Origin of the sequence: Campylobacter sp., assembly GCF_052170435.1 — a bacterium.
Lineage (GTDB): Bacteria > Campylobacterota > Campylobacteria > Campylobacterales > Campylobacteraceae > Campylobacter_A.
The window spans coordinates 55,425-76,615 of sequence record NZ_JBQNAN010000003.1 but is presented as its reverse complement, the minus strand read 5'-3'; the positions used below and the strand labels follow the sequence as shown (position 1 = coordinate 76,615).

20 protein-coding genes are annotated in these 21,191 nt (G+C 47.0%); 6 read left to right on the top strand and 14 right to left on the bottom strand.

Features of this window, described 5'->3' with window-relative positions; translation table 11 throughout:
* The first annotated feature begins 46 nt into the window (after window positions 1–46).
* Together ACTTJF_RS02400 and ACTTJF_RS02395 are read left to right on the top strand one after the other, a co-directional pair.
* Window positions 47–1,381, top strand: coding sequence for an MBOAT family O-acyltransferase (locus ACTTJF_RS02400; RefSeq protein ID WP_442550598.1), 1,335 nt, complete (start codon window positions 47–49; stop codon window positions 1,379–1,381).
* Entirely contained in the window at window positions 1,381–2,490 is a 1,110-nt protein-coding gene (locus tag ACTTJF_RS02395; protein ID WP_442550597.1) for an SGNH/GDSL hydrolase family protein, read from the top strand. Before ACTTJF_RS02400 ends, ACTTJF_RS02395 begins: the two co-directional genes overlap by 1 nt.
* Window positions 2,491–3,034: 544 nt before the next feature.
* Here the strand turns inward: ACTTJF_RS02395 and ACTTJF_RS02390 are convergent.
* The 7 genes from ACTTJF_RS02390 to nspC all read right to left on the bottom strand — a co-directional run bounded on the left by ACTTJF_RS02390 (window position 3,035) and on the right by nspC (window position 10,220).
* Entirely contained in the window at window positions 3,035–3,664 is a 630-nt protein-coding gene (locus ACTTJF_RS02390; RefSeq protein ID WP_442550596.1) for an NAD(P)H-dependent oxidoreductase, read from the bottom strand.
* Window positions 3,665–3,796: 132 nt separating this feature from the next.
* Entirely contained in the window at window positions 3,797–5,344 is a 1,548-nt protein-coding gene (locus tag ACTTJF_RS02385; protein WP_442550595.1) for a disulfide bond formation protein B, read from the bottom strand.
* Window positions 5,345–5,353: 9 nt separating this feature from the next.
* A complete protein-coding gene (locus tag ACTTJF_RS02380) occupies window positions 5,354–5,521 on the bottom strand; it encodes a hypothetical protein (RefSeq protein WP_002949057.1) in 168 nt (55 codons plus the stop codon).
* Between the two features lie 435 nt (window positions 5,522–5,956).
* Window positions 5,957–6,979 (bottom strand): selenide, water dikinase SelD, encoded by a 1,023-nt coding sequence (gene selD / locus ACTTJF_RS02375; RefSeq protein ID WP_442550594.1) that lies wholly within the window; start codon window positions 6,977–6,979, stop codon window positions 5,957–5,959.
* Window positions 6,976–7,572 carry a sulfurtransferase-like selenium metabolism protein YedF gene (gene yedF, locus ACTTJF_RS02370; protein ID WP_442550593.1) on the bottom strand — a complete coding sequence of 199 codons (597 nt, stop codon included), beginning with the start codon at window positions 7,570–7,572 and terminating at the stop codon, window positions 6,976–6,978. Before yedF ends, selD begins: the two co-directional genes overlap by 4 nt.
* Window positions 7,573–7,709: 137 nt before the next feature.
* Complete coding sequence (locus ACTTJF_RS02365) at window positions 7,710–8,657, bottom strand: formate dehydrogenase subunit gamma (RefSeq protein ID WP_442550592.1); 948 nt, start codon at window positions 8,655–8,657, stop codon at window positions 7,710–7,712.
* 423 nt (window positions 8,658–9,080) lie between these two features.
* Complete coding sequence (gene nspC / locus ACTTJF_RS02360; RefSeq protein ID WP_442550591.1) at window positions 9,081–10,220, bottom strand: carboxynorspermidine decarboxylase; 1,140 nt, start codon at window positions 10,218–10,220, stop codon at window positions 9,081–9,083.
* Window positions 10,221–10,311: 91 nt separating this feature from the next.
* Here nspC and ACTTJF_RS02355 point away from each other — a divergent pair, with 91 nt between their 5' ends.
* Window positions 10,312–10,533, top strand: coding sequence for a MoaD/ThiS family protein (locus ACTTJF_RS02355; protein ID WP_122862513.1), 222 nt, complete (start codon window positions 10,312–10,314; stop codon window positions 10,531–10,533).
* A 1-nt stretch (window position 10,534) separates the two neighbouring features.
* Window positions 10,535–10,969: a molybdopterin synthase catalytic subunit gene (locus ACTTJF_RS02350; RefSeq protein WP_442550590.1), complete on the top strand. Its 435-nt coding sequence runs from the start codon at window positions 10,535–10,537 to the stop codon at window positions 10,967–10,969.
* A 370-nt stretch (window positions 10,970–11,339) separates the two neighbouring features.
* Here ACTTJF_RS02350 and yedE read toward each other — a convergent pair whose 3' ends face one another.
* The 4 genes from yedE to ACTTJF_RS02330 form a co-directional block, all read right to left on the bottom strand.
* Window positions 11,340–12,407: a YedE family putative selenium transporter gene (gene yedE, locus ACTTJF_RS02345; RefSeq protein WP_442550589.1), complete on the bottom strand. Its 1,068-nt coding sequence runs from the start codon at window positions 12,405–12,407 to the stop codon at window positions 11,340–11,342.
* 322 nt (window positions 12,408–12,729) lie between these two features.
* A complete protein-coding gene (locus tag ACTTJF_RS02340; protein WP_442550588.1) occupies window positions 12,730–14,532 on the bottom strand; it encodes a flotillin family protein in 1,803 nt (600 codons plus the stop codon).
* Between the two features lie 21 nt (window positions 14,533–14,553).
* Entirely contained in the window at window positions 14,554–15,174 is a 621-nt protein-coding gene (locus ACTTJF_RS02335) for a hypothetical protein (RefSeq protein ID WP_442550587.1), read from the bottom strand.
* A 57-nt stretch (window positions 15,175–15,231) separates the two neighbouring features.
* Window positions 15,232–16,299, bottom strand: a complete 1,068-nt coding sequence (locus tag ACTTJF_RS02330; protein WP_442550586.1) for a toxic anion resistance protein — start codon at window positions 16,297–16,299, stop codon at window positions 15,232–15,234.
* A 265-nt stretch (window positions 16,300–16,564) separates the two neighbouring features.
* Here ACTTJF_RS02330 and ACTTJF_RS02325 point away from each other — a divergent pair, with 265 nt between their 5' ends.
* The gene (locus ACTTJF_RS02325) at window positions 16,565–17,761 is read left to right on the top strand and encodes a molybdopterin molybdotransferase MoeA (protein ID WP_442550585.1); all 1,197 of its coding nucleotides are present in this window, start codon (window positions 16,565–16,567) and stop codon (window positions 17,759–17,761) included.
* Window positions 17,762–18,043: 282 nt separating this feature from the next.
* Here ACTTJF_RS02325 and ACTTJF_RS02320 read toward each other — a convergent pair whose 3' ends face one another.
* From ACTTJF_RS02320 to ACTTJF_RS02310, 3 genes are all read right to left on the bottom strand, one after another.
* The gene (locus ACTTJF_RS02320) at window positions 18,044–18,208 is read right to left on the bottom strand and encodes a hypothetical protein (protein ID WP_442550584.1); all 165 of its coding nucleotides are present in this window, start codon (window positions 18,206–18,208) and stop codon (window positions 18,044–18,046) included.
* A complete protein-coding gene (locus ACTTJF_RS02315; protein ID WP_442550583.1) occupies window positions 18,201–18,788 on the bottom strand; it encodes an HAD-IB family hydrolase in 588 nt (195 codons plus the stop codon). Before ACTTJF_RS02315 ends, ACTTJF_RS02320 begins: the two co-directional genes overlap by 8 nt.
* A 110-nt stretch (window positions 18,789–18,898) precedes the next feature.
* Window positions 18,899–19,543 (bottom strand): non-canonical purine NTP pyrophosphatase, encoded by a 645-nt coding sequence (locus tag ACTTJF_RS02310; RefSeq protein ID WP_442550582.1) that lies wholly within the window; start codon window positions 19,541–19,543, stop codon window positions 18,899–18,901.
* A 232-nt stretch (window positions 19,544–19,775) separates the two neighbouring features.
* Here ACTTJF_RS02310 and ACTTJF_RS02305 point away from each other — a divergent pair, with 232 nt between their 5' ends.
* Complete coding sequence (locus tag ACTTJF_RS02305; RefSeq protein ID WP_442550632.1) at window positions 19,776–21,080, top strand: MFS transporter; 1,305 nt, start codon at window positions 19,776–19,778, stop codon at window positions 21,078–21,080.
* Window positions 21,081–21,191: the final 111 nt, after the last annotated feature.

Sequence of the window (21,191 nt, the reverse complement as noted above, 5' to 3'; positions counted from 1 at the left end):
CCCAAAATAATTTTTTTATATAATTACGCAAAAATTTAGGCGGGATATGAATCTTTTTTCCATAGAATTTGGCTTGTGCTTTTTTATTTTTTGGCCGATTTATTATTTTTTAAACACGCGTCTGCACCTGCAAAAAGCCGTTTTACTCGCCTTCTCTTACCTATTTTTAGCCTCGTTCGGGCTTAAATTTCTAATCATAAATTTTATCTTTAGCACCGCGATTTTTCTTTTTGCGAGGGCGGCTCAGAGCAAGGACTCCGCGACTCCGTTTGCTGCGGGCGTTATTTTCGTGCTTTGCGCGCTTGCGTTTTTTAAATACGGTGGGTATTTTACGATCAAATTCGGCGTCATGAGACTAGAAACTATCATTTTGCCGCTTGGCATTTCGTTTTATTCATTTATGAGCATCTTGCTGCTAAAGGCCGTGCGAGACGGCGAGCTAGAGGCGCCCGGCTACTTTGATACGCTTATTTTTCTTAGCTTTTTTGCCGCGATTATTTCGGGTCCGATTTTGCAACCAAAGCCCTTTTTCGAGGCGCTAAATTCGCCTAAGGTTTTTCGCGCTAGCCCCGTCATATTCGCGCTTTTGTGCTCCGCGCTTTTTAAAAAACTCATCGTCGCAAACCATCTTTTCGAGATAGTTAATCCCGTTTTTGCCGCACCTACCCTGCCCGCCTCGCAGCTTTTAGGCGCGCTTTTTGGCTACAGCGTGCTGCTTTACGCCGATTTTAGCGGCTACGTGGACTTCGTGACGGCGCTAGGACTCATGTGCGGTTTTGCTTTACCGCAAAACTTCAACCGCCCTTTTACGGCGCGAAATTTAAAAATTTTCTGGCAAAATTGGCACATCAGCCTTATGAATTTTTTTAAAGAGTGTGTCTATTTCCCACTAGGAGGCAGTCGCGGCACGCAGGCGCAAACGCAGCTAAACGTGATGCTAGTTTTTGCGATCTCGGGCGTTTGGCACGGAGCGGGGCTTAGCTTTTTGCTCTGGGGGCTCATCCACGGCCTTGGCGTCGTGTTTTTAAACTTAACTAGCGAGCGCAAGTGGCTAAATTCGGCCATACTAGGACGATATTTTACGTTTATTTTCGTGAGCATGGTTTGGGTGTTTTTCACGATGGATTTTGAGGGGGCGGTGCGCTATATCGGGGCGATTTTTAGAAACTCAGGCGGCGAACTTCTTGCGATTTGCACGCTGTTTGCGGGCGTTTTTGCCTTTGTATTTTTATACGCCGCGCTTGACGTTTATCCGATTTTGGTTAAATTTTTTGAAAATATAAACGTTGTTTTTTCAGCCGTTTTTTTGGCGATTTTTGGGATAATTATTTACTTTTTGATGCCGTCGGGTATGCCTAACTTTATATATCAAGGATTTTAATGAGAGCGTTTTTTGGGGTATTTCTCGCGTTTTTTACGCTGATTGCGCTATTTTTGCGACCGCTGTCAAACTACTACGAAGCCAAATATCAAAAGGATTTTTTCATCACGGACGAGCGCGCGATGGCGCTGAGCGATAAATTTATAAACATCGCCAAGGACGGCTTGCAGAGCGTAAAATCGGCTCTTGATAAATTTACGGGTATTTTTTCGGACGATAAAAAACATATCGCGACCAACCCTAAAACAGAGCAAAATTTAACCGCCTCGCAAATCGAACCGGCAAATTTAAACGCTCAAAATACGCAAAATTTAGCGCCTAGTATCGGCGCAATAAAAGATGTAAATTTGACTGTGCAAACTGCTCAAATTTCTCCCACTAAAACCGCCTTAAATTTAGAGAAAAACAGCTCGCTAGCCTCAAATTTAACGCCGAGCGCTCCGAGCAAAACGAACAAATCCGCGTTTTTTGATATCGAACTAAACGAAAATTTGGGCGTCATTTTGATAGGCGACTCCATAATGCAAGGCTTTGGCTGGGGCTTTGAAAATGCGTTAAAAACGAGCAAAATCTCAATCAAAAATATGGCAAAAGCAAGCACTGGACTAACGAATAAGAAATTTTACGACTGGAGCGAGGAGCTAAAGACGGCGCTAGCAAGCTTAGAAAATCGCCCGCAAAATTTGCTGATATTCGCGCTTTTTGGCGCAAACGACGCTTATAGCTATACGTTTGACGAGCAGGCGCTGGACTTTGGCACCGACGCGTGGCGCGAGGCCTACGAGGGCAGGATCGCCGAGATCTACGAGATCGCAGGGCAGCACGGCGCGCAGGTCGTGTGGCTGGGAGTGCCGTGTATGAAGAGCGAGAAATTCGACAAAAAAATGAAGGCGCTAAACCTGATCTACAAGGACGCGGCGCAAAAATACGGCGCGCGCTACATCGACATCAGCGGCGCGATCTGCGATAACGGCAAGTACCTCAAAGAAGGCGCCGACAAAAAGCCGCTACGCAAGGACGACGGCATGCACATCAGCATGAACGGCGCTAAAAAGATCGCCGTCTACGTCGTGGACAAACTGCTAAACGGGCAGAGCGATAATTTTTAGCCGAATTTGAGTTTGGCTAAATTTGCAAGCTCCGTAAATTTTCACGGTCGGAAATTCTTAAAATTTGGAATTGATAGAATCGGCAAATTTGAAATCTCGCCAAATTTTGCGTCTTAAATTTGAGCAAATTTGCCAAGCCGTTCGCAAAATCAATACGGGCGCGCCCTAACTAGCTTAAGCCGACTTTCACCGTACAGCGCAGCCAAATGCTCGCTCGTATAAAAGTGAGTATCGCGCGAAATAAGTGCGGCCGTTTTTTGCCCAAGCAATTATCGCGTCTTGCAGTTTCTCTGCGGCAGCCCTAGATAGCGCGACCGCTTGTCAAACGGCAGTTTATCAAAAATCTTTGCCGCAAATATACAAACCGCGTTTGGCGTCTTCGCGTCGTCTGCGGTGTGTGTGCTACAACTGTAGATTTGTCGCCTTAGCAAATAAATTTGCATAAATTTGAGCAACAAAACTCGAATTTAAAATCTAGCCGGCGTCAAAACCGCGTAAAGCTCGCGCCGACTAAGTTAAATTTAAATTTACGTAGCTGCTAAATTTAGTAAATCCACTTCACGACGTCGCTTAGTTCGCGGCGGTATTTTATCGGCTGTGGGCTTAGGCGGTAGCCAAATGGGACTACGATAGCTACTCTTTGCTCGCTCTCATCAAGGCCTAAAATTTCATTTAAAGCGTGTCTATCAAAGCCTTCGATCGGGCAGCTGTCAATCCCAAGGCTCGCGGCTGCATTCATCATATTTGTCGCAGCTATCATGCACTGCTCATGCGACCACTGGAATGTTAGCTCATCGTCGTTTTTGAAATTTGATAGCAAAAAGTCGTGGTAAAATTTCTGCCTCGCAGCGATCATCTCAGGGTCTTTGTCTGCGCGTCTGGCGATCATTTTATCAACATAACTGCTGCCAAATTTTATCTCTTTGACTTTTGCTAAAACGACGACAAGATGCGAGCAAGAGGTGATCTGCACTTGGTTCCAAGAAACGGCTTTGATCTTCTCTCTAAGCTCCTTGTTTTGCACGACTAAAAAATCCCACCGCTCAAGCCCCGTAGAGCTAGGACTTAGCCTGCCGGCCTCCAAGATAAAATCAAACTCGCCCGCGCTGATCTTTTTGTTCTCGTCAAAAACTTTGCACGCGTGACGAAATTTCATAGATTCTAAAAAATTCATTTTCGCTCCTTTGGTTTTTATGGTTAAGCTAAATTATATAAAATTTGACCGAATTTAAGCTTAAAAAGGATTCAGGATGGAGGCAAATTCGCCCGCTTTACGCGGGCAGATTTGCGTTGGTTTGGGCTAAATTTACTCGCCCAGAGGATTGTTTAGCTCCACGACGTTTACTTTGCCGTCCTTATGCGTTAGAGTGTAGATGCTGCCGCCCTTTACCGCTAGTCCGGAGATATCGCCGATTTGCGGCATAGCGTAGGCATCGACTACCTTCGCATCCGCAAGGTCGATCACGAGCAAGGTGTTATAGTTTTTGGAGTATGCCAAAAATTTACCGCCCGCGACGTCGCCAGCCGTGACGTAGTAGTCTTTTAGATCGCGTTTATCTTTTAGTGCGAGGGCTGACGTCACGATAGTTTCGCCGCTTAGCATCTTGTCTTTGCTATCTACTTTGATGAGGATCAAGTTCTTAGCGCGCTCGTTTGGCACCGTGAGCATATACATATAGGTGCTTTGCGGATCTTTTGCGAGCGTTAGGACGTATTGTTTTTTCGCTCTTATAGTTAGAAGCGCCGGGCGGTCGAACTTCCACGCAGACTCAAGTCCGCCACTGCTCTCTCTAAAGTATCTCCACTCGTGATACGCGTCCACATTTTGGGCAGGTTTAACGGCGAAGGTAGTTTTGTTAAAGCCCGTAGTCACCAGCATATCGCCGACAAAGGTTGATGCTACGGCTTTTTTGATATTGCGGCCGTTTGGCTTGTCGATGATAGCATGAGCGATCTCTTTAAAATTCGCGTCCGTAAAATAAACGCCGCCTTCGGTGTTTGAGATGCCGAAAGTATCGTTTTTAGCGTTGTACGCTAGGCCGCTCGTTACGCCTTTGCCGAAAATTCCCTTCGTCTCAAAAGGAAGCGGGAAGCTGTTTTTCACGCTAAGCGCAGGCTTTACGTCCACGAATGCGCCGGCGCTTGGATCGGTGTTAAATTTGACGCTTATATCTTTAGGCTCACCCGCTATAAACGGATCCTCGACCACGTTTGCGCCGACAAATGAAAACGGCTTTTCAAACCTTTTCCAAACGCCTGACGTCCAAGTGTTATTTAGGCTGATACGCTCAGGATCGCCCTTGCCGCTATATGGCGGGATACCTGCCGAGATTAGCGCCTGAACGGCATTTGATAGGATCACAAAGAGACTCAAAGAGATCACGAATTTTGAATACGTGCTAAGAGGCTTGACCCTAGTGTCCGAGCGCGAGATATCGCCCGAGACGACCTTGTCTTTGGCAAAAAGCATCATAAGCCCCATCGCCACGACCACGACCCAGTACACCAAAATACCCCACGTATAGGTGTGCGCGCCGAATATATCGCCGCCAAAGCCCATACCTACGTCTCTATACAAACTAAAGCTCGCGTGCCTTAGCGTCATAAAAATACCATACGCAGCGCCAAAAAGCACGGCGGCTATGTAGCGCGCCTTTAGCCCGTAGCGCAGTATCAAGATACCCGCGACGCCGACCACGACCATGCCGATACGCTCCCACCAGCAAAGCGTGCAAGGCCCCTCGCCGATGACGTAGCCAAGATAGATATTTGCGATACCGACGGGAATAGCAAGCACGAGCAAGACCGCGGTGGCCATGACGAAGTCGAAATTTTTCTCGTTAAAAAAACTCATCCACCCCTCCTAGTACGCGGCGTAAGGCAGCAGGGACGTCCAGCTGGCGATGAAAAACATAATAAAGCAAATCGCCGTCCCCACGGCAAATGCGCCAAACGCTAAGCCCTCTTTTTCAGGCTTTTTCCAAGCTATAAAAACGGCTATAGCTAAAAAGAGAAACGATAAAAATTCCATTTTATCTCCTTTGTGTCATTAATATTAGTTTGTCATTTTAATTTAATTCTTTTATATTTTTGCTTAAAACAGGGAATATTTTTGATAATACATTGCAGATTGCTTTAAAATTTGGAGAAATATTTTGGAAATTTAACGGATTTGGTTTGCGGGTAAATACGAAAATTTACGGATATTTTGGAAGTGGGATTGGCTTCAAATTTGTTATTTTATTTTACTGTTATTTTTTATTTTAGTTAAATTTTATTTTTAAGGATTTTAGCTTTTTTGTATTTTAGACAATTCAAATTTGACTAAATTTATAAGCTTGGGAGCTTTGTCGGTTTATATAAATAAATTTGGCGGGCTTACCGTTTTAAACTTGATATTTCAAAATTTGACCAAATTTAAACCCGTCAAATTTGATTAAAATTGCGAGTTTAAATTTAGACTTGGTTACCGTAAATTTATGCCGTATTCGCCGCGCTTTTTAGCTATGCCCACGACCGCGCTACTTTCGTAGCCGGCCTCTTTTAGACGAGAAAGAGCTAAATTTGCCTCGCTTTGCGGTACCGCTAGCAGTAATCCGCCCGAAGTCTGCGCATCGTAAAGCAATATATCTGCCTCGCCGCCAACGAATTTACTCGCAAATTCGCGGTTTTTGTAGCTTCCCTCAGGGATGATGCCCATATCGGCAAACTCGCGCGCGGTCGCTATCACGGGCACGTTACCGGGGTAAATTTCAAAGCTGATTTTATCGCTTAGCATTTCGCTTAAATGTCCTAAAAAGCCAAATCCCGTGACGTCGGTCGCTGCCGTTACGCTGATGCCTTTTAGCGCGTCCACGGCATAGAAATTTAGCTGTAGCATCGTCTCGACGGCCTGCTCGATTTGGGTTAAATTTAGCAGATCGGCTTTGATCGCCGTGCTTAAAATGCCAGTTCCTAGCGGCTTTGTGAGTATGAGCGCGTCACCCTCTCGCGCGGTGTTGTTTGACCAAAAGGAGCCTGGCGAAACAACACCCGTGACGCTAAGTCCGTAATACATCTGCTGCGCCTCTATCGTGTGTCCGCCGACAATCACGCCGCCGCACTCGGCGACTTTGTCCTGTCCACCGCGTAAAATTTCGCCCAAAATTTCGCCGCTTAGGTTGCAGCTGTCAAAACCGACGATATTTAGCGCGTTTAGTACCTTGCCGCCCATCGCAAACACGTCGCTTAGGCTGTTTGCAGCCGCGATCTGGCCGAATACAAACGGATCGTCCGCCACCGGCGTGATAAAGTCTAGCGTCTGCACGAGCGCGATGTCGTCTGTGATCTTAAAGACGCTCGCGTCCTCGTTAGTACCGATGTTTGAGAGCAAATTTGGGTGAGCTAAATTTAAATCGCCGATAGTTTTGTTTAGACCCGACGGGTCAAGCTTGGCCGCTCAACCCGCCGCTCGGACGAATTTCGTGAGACGTTTGTCGTTATAAATCATAGTTTGATTTGCTCGTGCGTAGTTAAAATTTGCATTACTTCGTAGGCGTTTGACATCTCGCCGACGCTTAGGTCGCTTACGAGCTTATACGCTTCTAGGCAGCTGCCGCAGCTTAAAATTTTAACGCCCGCAGCCTCTAAATCCTTAAGCGGTTTAAAGCTCGGATGAGCGCGGTTCGTCGTCATTTTGACAGCGTTATTTACGCAAATGACGTACTCCGGTTTTTCCACCTGCAAAAGCGCGCCTAGAAATTTAGCTAGCAGGCTAACGCCCACGTCGCCGCTTCCGGCGTATTCTTCATTTAGATAAACGACTGTTTTTTTGGTCTTTGGCGTGATTTCGCAGACGAATTCGTCAAAATTCGTTAGCTCGAGTTTGGATTCTCCCTTAACCGCGATGATTTTTGTCTCGGCACCGTTTTGCTCAACGCTAAATTCGACGTTTTGGTTTTTTAAAAAACGGCTGATATTTTCTTTAGGAGCGATGGAATTTACTAAGATCTCAAGTTTTTCGCCGTTTTTTAAGCCTTCAAGCGCATTTTTAGTCCTGATAACGGGCTCAGGGCAAGCTAAATTTCTACAATCGATTTGCATGATTTTTCCTTAAATTTATTACTCTTCAACCTGAAGTCTAGTGGGAATTTTATCTAAAAGATTTTAAATTTCGTATAAAAGGCGGCTTGCAAGCTCGCCTCCGAAGCAAAAAAAGGAGAAAGATTTCTCCTTTTTTATTATTTTAATTTTGGATAAGTTTTTTCGTATTCAGATACCGGGATTTTGTTTTTAGAGATGAGTTCTTGGTACCAGTAGTGGTGAAGTACGTAAACTTCTTCTTCTTCTTTGTAGCCCGTTATCATCGACCAGATAGCGCCGTGTATCGCGATAGCCGCCATGTAGATGTGTACTAGGAAAAATACTGCGCAAACGATGCCAAGAACGTTATGAATAAGCGCGGAAGCTCTTAAAACTTCGATCTGAGATACGCCTAGCCAGGTTGCAACGTCCGGGGTTCTAAAGTCAAGGAAAAACATCGCAGCGCCAGTTAGTATCATCACGATACCGCCAGGGATAGCAACCCAGTACCACGCTTTTTGGCCAGCGTTAAATTTGCCCGCAGGTACGGGACGTTTAACCTTTGAGAGATATCCGCCGATGATCAACATCCATCTGATATCATAAACAACAGGCAGCATCCTAACCGTCCAAGCTATCAGCATCGGAGGTACCGAAACGGCAAATAAAATAGTAGCTAGTCCATGGATGTCTTTGCAAAATCTAACAAACGCGCCGCCGCCAAGCTCCGCACCCCACATCATGATGACGCCGGTCGGTATGAGCACTATCCATGCGATCGCCGCAGCGCCGTGAGATACGCGCTCTATCATATTAAACGCATAGACTTTTTTACCGTCGTGGCTAAAGTGTTTCGGTCCTATGATCAAAAAGTGCAGAACGAACGCGCCGATAACAGCCAAAATAAGCGACAAAGCCGCTATCGCGAAGTAGTCGTTGCCCTGAATAAACGTGAAAATCGGCCCCAAACCGTCTTCGTAAGGCTTAATGTTTTCGATTCTACCGGCAGCCCAGATATTGCTCTGGTATTGGTTCGTGCTAGGACTCGCCTCGATAGCGAAGGCCCAACAGGCGAAAACCGAAAGCAAACTAAAAATTCTCGTCATGCTATCTCCCTTTGGTTTTGTTTTCCGCCTTAAAAAGCTCGTCGTGGTCGGCATCCAGCCAAAGGCTAAATTTTCGCGGATTTTCATGAAATTATATCAAAAAATAACGTAATGCAAGCTTAGCGCCGAAACACCGCTTTTTTAGGCGGTTATGGCGCATTTTTATCAAAATCGGGGTCAAATTTATAATCCGCCATATTAATTCATTTATATAAGCTAGATTTTATTTATATTAAATTTAACTTCGTTTGGGATTAAATTTGCAACAAATTTGGCGCTAAAAAGGCGCAGGTTTATGAGGCCCTCACGCGAGACGCAAGTTAAACAAAAGATCGCCGCAAAATTTGATTTAAATTTATAGCCCAAACGACGCCTCAAAATATCAATTTTACACCCTAAACGGCGCGGTTTCTGGCGTCAAATTTAGTTTCGCCTCTCGTACTCTTCAAAGCCGAATTCCCGCACGGTTACAAGCTCGCCGTTTTCTTTTAAAAGCAGCAAATCAGGCAGCTTAATGCCGTTAAAGGTCGTGTTTTTTACGATTGTGTAGTGGATCTGATCTTCAAATATCACCTTATCGCCCACGCTTAGCGGCGCATCAAATTTATACTCCGGCTCGCCCGCGTCAAGCCCCACGATATCGCCTGCTAGACAGGTATTTCCGCCGAAACGGTAGCTAAATTTACCGCCCCTACTCTCGCCTCGCACCGCCGGTCGGTACGGCATCAGCACGGTGTCTGGCATATGCGCCTCGGCCGAGACGTCCAGGATGGCTATGGTTTTTTCGTTTTGCACGAAATCAAGCACCGAAGCGGCTAAAAATCCCGTCTGCCAGCCCACCGCTTCGCCGGGCTCTATGTAGACCTCGACGCCGTATTTTGCGCGGAAGTTTTTGATCAAATTTATGAGCAGATCCACGTCGTAGCCCTCTTTTGTCACGTGATGTCCGCCGCCGAAATTTACCCACTTCATGCGCGGGATAAACTCGCCGAATTTCTCCTCAAACGCCATCAGCACGGTCTCCAGACTCTGCGCGCTCTCCTCGCAAAGCGCGTGAAAATGCAGTCCCGTAATGCCATCAAGCACGCTCGCATCGAAATTTGCGCGAGTGATGCCTAGGCGGCTATACCTGCCGCACGGGTTATAAGCGTCAGTCGGCGCGACGGAGAGTTCCGGATTTACGCGAAGCCCGCAGGTAACGCCTGCGGCTAGGGCTTTTTGCTTAAATTTCGCCCACTGCGCAAAGGAGTTAAAAACCACGTGTTTTGAGAGTGCTAGCACCTCATCTATGTCCTCATCTTTAAATGCGGGCGAATACGTGTGTATCTCGCCTCGAGCGTATTTTGCGGCAAATTTAGCCTCGTGCAGGCCGCTGCATGTCGCGCCGTCTAGATACTCGCCGACAAGCCCCATCACGCCGCTAAATGCAAAGCCTTTTAGGGCGACTAGCACCTTCGCGCCGCTTTCATCCTTGACGCGTTTTAAAATTTCTAAATTTTTGCGCACCTTGGCCTCTTCGCAGACGTAGGCGGGCGTTTTTATTTTGCTTAATATTTCGTTCATTACGGCTCTTTCGTTAAAAATTTGGCGTAAGTATATCTAAATATTTTTTTAAGTAAAATCAAGAAAAAAATTTAATTTCAAAGGCAAATTTATGGTAGAAATCGAGTTTTTAGGCCCGATAAAGATGCATAATTTAAAGCTAGAAGCGGCAAATTTAAGCGAAGTAAAAGAAAAACTAGGCGAGTACGCACAGCTCGGCGAGTGGCTAAAAATCTGCGCCGTCGCCGTAAACGACGAGATTGCGAGCTCTCTTGACGCGCCGCTAAAAGACGGTGATAAAATTTCCATTTTACCGCCGGTTTGCGGAGGCTGAGATGCAGATTTTTGAAGGAAGCCTCAACGCCAAGGCGATCACAAACGCCTGGTACGACGAGTTTAAGGACAAAAACTGCGGCGCGCTCATCACGTTTACCGGCATCGTGCGCGAGGAAGGCGGCATCAGCGCGCTTAGCTTTGATATCTACGAGCCGATCCTGCAAAAATGGCTAGCGGGCTGGGAGCAAAAGGCGAAGGATCTAGGCGCATACGTACTTTTCGCGCATTCGCGAGGTGACGTGCCGGTGCACGAGAGCTCCTACGTCGCAGGCGTGGTAAGCCCGCAAAGAAAGGTCGCCTTGCGGCTGATAAACGAGTTCGTCGAGGACTTTAAAGCTAACGCGCCGATCTGGAAATACGACGTCATAGGAGGCGAGCGCATCTACGCAAAAGAGCGCAGCCAGGCGATCAAAGGCGCCGGACTTTTAAGCTAAATTTACTTGGCTAGGCTTTGATATACTCGCCAAGCAAATTTGACTACTTTTTAGAAAAAGCTTTATTTCTTGCGGGCTATACCATAATGTTTAGCCCGCTTTTACTCCTGATCGCTATCAAATTTTACAAATTCCAGCTCGCTTTTTATATAAATCAAATTTGAAAATTCAGCATTTCGTCTTTCGCTCGCCCAGACCCGCGCCGCGAAAATGTCAAATTTAAAAATTTAGCTAAGATATACGACAAATATTCAAGACAGAATAAGCGTAGTTTAAATAGTTTTTTCTTACCCGCAAGGGCGCGGACTCGTCGTCCGTAACCGAAGCGGGTATAGAAAAAATTACTCTAAAATCCGTCTTTTATGGGAAATCAAGCGGCTTTTTTGTGAAAAAATCCCACATAAACCGCAAAAACAAACCCCATCGCCACCGCCCACGGAGCCGCCGCCGTTATGGCGCTCGGCGAGCTGGCGAGCAAGAAGTTATGCGCTACGGCCGCACCCGCCGCCATACCGATGACGAAGATTACCGAGCTTAGATTGCCCGTGCCCATTTGCACGAGATGCTTGCCTGGGCAGCCTTCGCTCAGGCTAAAGCAAAGCCCTGCTAGCGTCATGCTAAGGAAATTCCAAAGCACGTCGTTGTGCGCGATAGGCTGGCCTTCAAAGCCGAATTTATACTGTCCGAGCGCTAAATTTACGATGCTGGCAAAGACCACGATGCTGATGATCCCCATAAACATCGAGAAATCCTTTTTAAAAAGCCTGCCAAACGCCCCGACGCTGCAAAATTTGCTTTTGTGCATTAGCGCGCCCACGACGATGCTAAAACCAAGCGAGATCAGGATCGGAGCGTGCATGGAGCCCGGGCCTTTTGCGGAGCTAAAAAGTGCGCCGTTTTCGCCGAGCTTTAGTCCAAACGCAAGCGCAGCAAGCAGCAAAATACCCATAACTGTCGGCAAAATACCTATCGCGGCCTGAGTTTTAGTCTCGTGCGTGAGGCCGTAGCCGAGCTTTTTGAAAAATACGCCCGCGCACACGCCCGCAAAAATACCGACGACTCCAGCAACCGCTGTCATATCGCCGCCGCCCAGACGCAAAAACGCCCTCCACGGGCAGCCCAAAAACACGAGGCAACCGATCATCGCGAAAAATCCGAGAAAAAAGCGCACGAAAGGCGACGAGCCAGTGGTCGCGCTAAACTCCTTCGTCCAAAGCACGCTAGCTAAGAAGCCGCCCAAAATAAGCCCGATGATCTCCGGGCGCACGTACTGCACGACTCCTGCGCGGTGAAAGCCGAGCGCTCCCGCCGTATCGCGTAAAAAGCAAGCCGCGCAAACGCCCATGTTGCCGGGGTTGCCGAAATACACAAGTAGCGCGCCTAAAGCGCCGAGCGCCGCACCTGAAACGATAAACCATTTTGAATTTGAAAAATTCATGAAGTGTCCTTTGAAAAGGTAAAATCGACCCGATTTCTTAAGCTGTATTTTACTGATGTTAAAATAAAAAATTAATAAAATTTGATTTATATTTAATCAAATTTGAAAGAATATATAAAATTAAACTCAAACAGTCAAATCTGTGAAAATATCAAGAATATTTATGATTCGTAAGCCTCAAATTTGCGACGCTAGAGAAGATATAAAAACAACCGCGCTATGCTACTTCCGCTTTGATTATAAAAAGGACGGCTATATTTAATCGACTTTACCCAGATTTGGCCGTCCCTTTACATAGCTTTAATAAAATTTAAGACCGAATTTACTTTTTCTTAGCGTCTTTTTGTTCGTTTACGGAACTAAATTTCCCGGCATCTTCTACGCCCAAATTTGACTCGTATTTAGGCTTTTCGCAGCCGCCTAACAATGGCGAGGCGATATTTTGTATCCCGCCGTTTAGATCGATGCCTACTTGTTTCATTAGATCGTCGATTATCGGTGCATTTACTTTATAGTTTAAAGACGCGTTTACGATTTGATCGGAGAGAGAAGCACCCGCATTGCTAACTCCACCGTTAGCATTCAAGCCCGCGTTGCTCTGATTTGCGCCGCCAAGACCCGCCATTTGCACGATTTTGATAGAGTCGATTTTCTCCGCCGGTTTTACGACCTGGGCGATGATTTGCGGCATAAACTCGACCAATGCAAGCTTAAATCTATTTTCCAAAATCTCCGCAGAGACGATATTTTCGGCATTATTTATCTCGGTTTTACCCTTAGCCTCAACCTCATAGTTTAGCCTGTTGGCTTCAGCCGTTATCTTTATGGCTTCAGCTTCGGCGGTAGCCTTGATTTTTAGCGCTTCGCTAGCACCCATAGCTTTGATTTTAGCAGCTTCGGCTAGGTTTTCCTCGGCTTCTTTTTCGGCCTTTGCGGCGACGGTTTTTTCGATAGAGAGCTGCTCAGCCTCTTTTTGCGCTTCGATTAGCGCTAGTTTTTTAGCGCGCTCTGCCTGCTCGGTCTCGGATGACGTTTTGATCTTTTCAAAAGACGCGGCTTCTAGCGCCTTTTTCTCGTTGGCTAGCGTTTTAGCCGCGGCCTCTTCTTCGACTTTTTTAGCGATTTCTATATTTTTGCTCTGATTTGCCAGTTCGACGGCTTTTTCTTTATTTATCTCGGCTTCTCTGATGGCTCTTGCCTTTTCTATCTCGACCGTTTCGATAGCGCGAGCTTTATTTATCTGCGCTTCTTCGATAGCTTTGTTTGCTACGATCTTGGCTTCCTCGGCCTCTTTGCGCCTACTTTCGGCCTCTTTTGCCCTTAGCGCTTCTTGTTCTGCTTGGAAATTTGCTATTTTTGTTTGCTGCGTGGCTTCGGCCTCGGCTTGTTTTCTTTGGATTTCAAATTTCTCCGACTGCGTTTCGTAGTTTTTCTGCGCGATTTGCACCTCGGTCGAGCGCTCGATATCGTTTCGTAGCTTTTTGCGCTCCTCGATGGTTTGCGTTAGGCTTGTTAAACCCTCGGCGTCAAAGGCGTTGTTTTCGTTAAAAAACTCTTTTGCCGTTTGATCAAGCGACGTGAGAGAGACGGACTCTAGCTGAAGGCCGTTTTTAGATAGATCGGCTTCGATGGCGTTTTTGACCTGAGAGCTAAATTCATCTCTTTTTTCGTGTAGCTCTTTCATCTCCATCGAGCTTGCTACCGAGCGAAGCGTGGCGATGAGCTTGCCTTCTATCAGCCCGGTTAGCTCTCTTAGATCGACCGTCTTTTTACCCAGAGTCTGCGCCGCGCGAGAGATAGACTCTCTATCCTCGCCCACTCTGATGTAAAAATCAGCCGTGATATCTACACGCATCCTGTCTTTGGTTATGAAGCTATCGCTTTTAGAGCGAGCAACCGTGACTTTCATCGACTGCATATTTATGTCGATATAATCATGCAGTATCGGCAGTATCAGCGCGCCTCCGTCCACGACGACCTTTTCGCCGCCAAATCCCGTTCGCACGAACGTAAGCTCCTTTGTCGTCTTTCGGTAAAGTCTTGAAAAGACGATGCCCAAGATAACGATAGAAAAGAGTCCTATGCCGACAAATACGGCTAAAGACGTCATCCCGTCAATATTCATACCACTCTCCTTTGATTAAATTTATGATTTTTTCCTGACGTAAAAGTTATTTTTTTCGATTTTAACTATGAGCGCGACATCGCCTTTTATAAGCTCGTTTTCATCGGCAGCCCGCGCAAAGACGAAACGCTCCTTGCCGTTTTTATCCGTGACCTTGACGTCTCCGCCTTGCTCTTTTGTGATTCTATAGTCTTTTACTTCACATTCGCAGCCAAGAAGCTCCTTTTTACTAAAGGCCGACGTTTGGACCTGAGGCAGGTACTTTGCCGCAAGCAAGCTCACCCATCTAGTCCAAGCCAAAGCGGCAAAAAACGCAACCGCGGCGATAACCGCGCTCATATACCACGCAGGCGAAGCGGAGCCGTAAAAAACGCTAACGATAAAAAGCCCGCACGCTCCAAAACTCATAAGCAAAATCCCGTAAAAAACGGTGCTAGGCACGCCGCCTTTGTTCGCCCACGCTAGCAGCTCAGCACCCTGCGCATCGATGCTCTCGGCTCCGTCAAATAGCCCGTTTAGCGGCTCAAGCACCGAAAGTCCCGTCATCATCAAAATAACCTCAAGCAAGGCAAAAACTACAACGATAACCAGCGGAACGGAAAATATAAGATTGTTGCCAAGAAGCTCTAAAATTTGATCCATTTTTTACCTTTTTTAAATTTTGCCGCTTGCGAGGTCAAATTTGACCTTTGCACCGCCCTACTCTATACTATACACGTCGCTTTGCTCGATCTTTTCTAGCTTATTTACCTTACTTTCTAGCGTCTTGCTCATCTGTGCGATTTTGGCGATATTTTCTTTCATCTTAGGCAGCGCCTCGTTTTTGAAATTTTCTATTTTATCTAGCGAATCTATCATCAAATTTATCGCTTTTTCGAGGCTCTCGTTATCTAGCGCGCCGCCTGCGACCTTTGCCGTCACTTCTGTCGCCGTGTCGTTTACGTCCTGCGCGTTTTTTAGGATGACGTCGCTAGCTAGCTTGTCCATTTCAGAAACCGCTTTTAGCTGCTTTTTGCCTTCCTGCGCTGCGCTTGCGATATAGACGTTGGTTTTTAGCGCGGTGATGCTAGTTGTGATCGTGTTTTGCGTAGCGAAACTTAAAAGCGAGTTATTGTGCTTGATAGTAGCGTAGTTTGCGAGGCTTTGCTGCATCACGACTAGCACTTGTTGCAAATTTTGCAGATGCATACGGATGTAAAATAGCGCCTCTTCGAGGAGAAATTTTTTCTGCTCTTCATCCGTTTGATTTGCCGCTAAATTTTCGATGAGCTCGTCTGTTTTGCTTAAAATTTCTATCTTGCCTTTTAGGCTTTCGATGATGAGCGAGAGCTCCTTTTGTTTCTCGGAGATTTCGGCATTTCTAGCTTCTAAAACGTTTATCGAGTGCTTTAAATTTGCCGTAATTTCTTCAAACAAGCTTGACACGCTTTGATATTTGCTAGCCAGCTCGGCGGCTAGGTCTTTGCCGAGCAAGAAATTTATAAATTTCGCACCCAGTCCGCTCTCTTTTATCTTATCGCTTGCCTTGATGAGCTCGGCGGAGTATTTTTTGACCGATTTTAGCGACTCGCCGACCGAGCTTCCTACGCTTTGGCTCATACTAAGCAGGTCGCCGACCTTCATATCCATATCGCCGTTTAGCTTTTCAAACTCGCCTAGTTCATCCTTACCAAACGATACGATAAATTCTTTGGGATCGGTAAATTCTTTCCTTTTTTCTATGAGTAAGGCGACTACGTCTTGCGGCGTTTTAGCGATTTGATTCAAAGCTTGTCCTTTGCTTAAATTTGAGAGCTATTATAACTAAATTTGCGCGCTTTTTGCAGGCTTGATAATAAACTTCTGTGCTTTATTAGCATAATTTACGATTAAATTTAGTAAAATCGGCAGAAATATTCCAGACAGAATAGGCGTAGTTTAACTTTAAAATTTTAACCCGTGAGGGCGCGGACTCGTCGTCCGTAACCGAAACGGGTTTAAAATTTTAAAGCTTGAAATCCGTCATTTATGGGAAATCAAAAAAGGACAAGAAATGAAAGAATTTATGAGTTACGCATCCTCTCTTGAAATTTTACGCTCTACGCTGGCTCCCTGGGACCGCGTAGAAAAGGTCACTCTCACGCAGGCGCTAGATCGCCGTATCGCCATAGATATCGCGGCGCAGGATAACTACCCGGCCCAGCCCGTCTCGGCGATGGACGGCTACGCGTTTGCGTGGCAAGAGGGCCTAAGCGAGCTCGAGCTCATCACCGACCTACCCGCAGGCAGCGACAAAGGGCTAAAAGTAGAAGGCGTAAAATGCGTCAAAACATTCACCGGCTCGCTAATGAGCGAAGGCACCGACACGCTAATCCCGGTCGAAAACGTCGAGGTATCAGGCGGCAAGATCCTCATCAAAAAAACAGTACCAAAGGGCTTTGCCGTGCGCGAAGTCGGCGAAAGCTACAAAAAAGGCGAAATCCTAATCAAAAAAGGCGCGACGATAGGCTACGCCGAGACCGCGCTGCTAGCCGAGCTTGGGATCTTTAACGTTAGCGTATTCGTGCGGCCGCGAGTCGCGGTGCTAGCGACGGGAAGCGAGATAAAAGACCTCGGAGAGCCGCTAGAAAACGCCGCGCAGATCCACAGCTCAAATCACGTAGGCATCGCGGCCATGGTGCGCAAAATGGGCGGCGAACCCGTACTGTGCGAGATAGTTCGCGATCGCGCCGAACTCGTAAAAGACGCCATCGTCCGCGCGCTAAAATCAGCCGACGTGCTCGTCACCACGGGCGGCATCAGCATGGGCGACTACGACTTCGTCAAGGGCGCGCTGGGCGAAAATTTCGACATCATAATAGACGGCGCCGCGATCAAACCGGGCCGCCACATCAAGGTCGCAAAAGCGGGCGAAAAATACATTTTTGCGCTGCCTGGCTTCCCGTACTCGGCGATGGTGATGTGCGTGCTCTACGTGCGCGTGCTGCTAAACGCGTGGTTTGGCGCTAGCGAGCCTAAAATCACGGCGATCATGGACGAGGACTACAAAAAACGCTCGCCGTTTTTGGAGTTTACGGCGGTAAATTTAGAAAACCGCGACGGTAAAATTTACGTAAATCTTGACGGCAAAAAGCTGGGCAGTTCGGCGATCGTAAACAATCTTACAAATGACGCCGCGCTTTTAATCATCCCAAAAGAGACCGAATTTATCGCAAAGGGTGAGATGGTCGAAGTGCTGAAAATGGTTTAAATTTTGGGTTAAATTTGAGTCCGACTTTGCGGTCGCGGGTAAATTTAACGCTCAAATTTGAGCTACAAGAGCAGCGCATTTTCACAAAGAAAAGGCCGTAAATCGGCTTAAATTTAAGCTAAAACAAATAGCACCGCGTTTGTTATCTTTATTTGCGTTGGCCCGGCTTAAACGCGCGCCGAGTCAAATTTATATGGGCCGCATAAATTTGGAACCGTTACGGCAGAAGTAAACAAATTTGAGTTTGGCTAAAAAGCGCCAGGCAAACTTAAACCAAACAGCCTAGCGGTAAAAAGCTTTTATGAGTGTCAAATTTAGCCTATGCGCCGATTTGCCGCGCCGCAAAAATGCGCTAGAGCTAAATTTTGCCGCATAAATGCTCAAATTTAAAGCTTTTAAATTTACGGCTAGTTTGCAGTTTTCGCAGTCGCTAACCCTCTCACTCAAACGCCCTATAATGCGCCTCGTCGGCAAACTCCAGCATCTCCTTGTCGCCCCTACTGTCGCCGTATGCGATCACGCGCTCAAAGGCGTCCGTGTCATACGCCTCGCACACGCGGCGCACCTTCTCCGCGCCGTAGCAGTTGGCGCCGTCTATCTCGCCCGTTATCACGCCGCCCTTTTTCTTGATGCGAGTGCCTAGTAGCTCGAGCCCCTGCGCCTGACACCACGGAGCTAGCCAGTCCTCGAGCGACGCCGTCACGATCACGACCTTATCGCCGTTTGCCTTATACTCGGCGATCTTTGCCATAGCGGAAAATTTCACGATATCCTCGATGTGCGTGTTTGAGTATTTTTTGCAAATTTGAGCAAATTTATCCGCGCTCATACCCGCGAAAAAGTACGTCATCAGCCGCCTGCGAGCGTAGTTGTTGCTGCAAATTTTTAGCTTATAGCCGATCAAAACGGGCGAAAGCCAAAAAATCCCCCGAAAAAATTTCTTAAATCCCACGACGTAAGCGATAAACTCCAGCAGCGAGTCGTCGCGCGTGATCGTCCCGTCAAAGTCGAATAAAACCAGATTCATCTTTATCTCAAATTTTAAATTTGCGCGATTATACCGCGCTAGCGTTAAGCGACGGCAAATTTAGCCGGATTTTTGCCCCGCAAATTTACTTTCTCTTTTGCGCTCCGAGCTTAGCGCCCAAATTTCCCCTCAAGGCTCTTTAGCACGTATTTTATGAGCTCAAGACCCTTTGAACGGTGCGAGATTTTTAGCTTTATTTCATCGTCTAGCTCGCCAAGCGTGAGCGTAAAACCTTTGGGGATAAAGAGGCTGTCGTAGCCAAAGCCGTTGCTACCGCGCTCTTCGTCGATTGCCGTACCGTGCATAAAGCCGTGCGCCGTAAAGTCGCCAAAATTTGAACTAACCGCGATACAAGCGGTGTAAAACGCGGGCGAACTAGTCAAATTTAGCGCTTTTAGCTCCGAGATCAGCTTTGCGCGGTTGCTAGCATCGGTCGCGTTTTTGCCCGTTATCTGCCCGCGCTTGTTCATATCGCTAAATCTCGCCGAATAAATCCCGGGCCTGCCGCCAAGAGCCTCCACGCTGATGCCGCTATCGTCGCTTAACGCGACAAACTCGTCCGCCAAATTTAGCTCGCGCAGTTTTGCCTGCACGGCGCGAGCTTTGATTAGCGCGTTTGCGGCGAAAGTCGCGCCGTCCTCGGCGATCTCAAAGGGCTCGCAAATTTCGCGCAGTGCGTAAATTTCGTAATCTTTTAAAAAATCTTTTATTTCGCGTACTTTGTCGGAGTTGGATGTTGCTAAAACTATTTTCAAAATTTTTCCTTTTTCTAGCTTGTCTTTTTGGTTCTTTTTACGTAGCTTGCTAAAATTTCGCTCGGCAGGCTACGTGCCTAGCCTACGCAAAATTTCATCTACGCAACCGTAAAAATAATCCAAAAATACTTCGCTATGCTATTTTTTAACCCGCGCATTTTATCAAATTCGACTTTAATTTACGTATTATCAAAATTCGGGTAAAATCACTCCTTTAAAAGGAAAATTTATGATAGTAAAAAGCGCATTACCGTTATCTTTTATCATCGGCAGCAGGTTTTTCGGACTCTTTATCATTTTGCCAGTTATCAGCGTCTACGCGCTCGAGCTTGAGGGGGCGACAGAGTTTTTAGTCGGCGTTCTCATCGGCGTTTACGCGATGTCGCAGATCACGTTTCAGGTGGTTTTCGGCTACGTCTCAGACCGCTTCGGACGCAAAAACTCGATGCTGATCGGACTGCTGGTTTTCATCGCGGGAGCTGCGATCTGCGCCGTGGCGACTGATATCTACACGATGATTTTTGGTAGATTTATCCAGGGAGCGGGCGCGATAGGAGCCGTGGCAATCGCGCTGATGAGCGACATGACCAAGGAGGAGGTGCGCGGGCATGCGATGGCGATGATGGGCGCGTTTATCGGCATTAGCTTCACGCTTTCTATGATACTTTCGCCGATACTTAGCGCCAAATACGGACTTTCAAGCCTCTTTTACCTCTCGATCGCGGTTACGGTCGTTTGTATCGTGCTTTTATACACGGCAGTGGGCGAGGAGCCTAAATTTACGCATTCGCAGGCCAAAATGCCGGCCGTAAAGCTACTCTCAAACAGAAATTTACTACTCATGAACATCAGCAACTTCATGCAAAAAATGCTGATGTCGGCGGCCTTTATCGTGATTCCGATCGCCATCGTGAAGTATTTTGGCATGGACAAAAAGGACCTCAGCGGCATCTACTCGGTCGCGACGGTGTTTGGCTTTATCGCGATGGGTATCGGCGGCGCGATCGGCGAAACGAAGCGAATCACAAAGCAAATTTTAGTCATCGGCGTCTCGCTTTTCGTCGTTTGCTACGGACTTTTCGCGCTCTCGCTCGGGCACAAGCCGCTATTTTACGCGGGTGTGATTATATTTTTTATCGGCTTTAACCTGCACGAACCGATCTTGCAATCCATGGCGTCCAAATTTAGTAAAGTAAGCCAAAAAGGCGCGGTTTTAGGCATCTTTAACGCCTTTGGCTACATGGGAAGCTTTATCGGCGGTATCGGCGGCGGTACTTTGCTTAAATTTTACGGCCTTAGCGCGCTTTCCGCCGTCGTGACGGTGCTTTGCGTCGTGTGGCTGATCGCGCTAAAATGGCTAGATAACCCAAATATCTTTAAAAATATCTATCTGCCGTCTGACACGGATGCCGATCTAGCCGAGGTCGAGAAGCAAAAAGGCGTCGTGGAGTGCTACAAAAACGCTCAAAATCTCGTCGTGAAATACAACTCCAAGCTCACTAACGAGGCTGAAATAAAGCAAATTTTAGGCGTTTAGCGAGCTTTGCGGACGGCGAAAATTTGCTAGATCCGTCCGCTCCGAGCGCTAAAACTGCGGCTCGCGCGCCGTTTGATAATGCAACGACGCCAGTCATGTAAATTTAGCCGA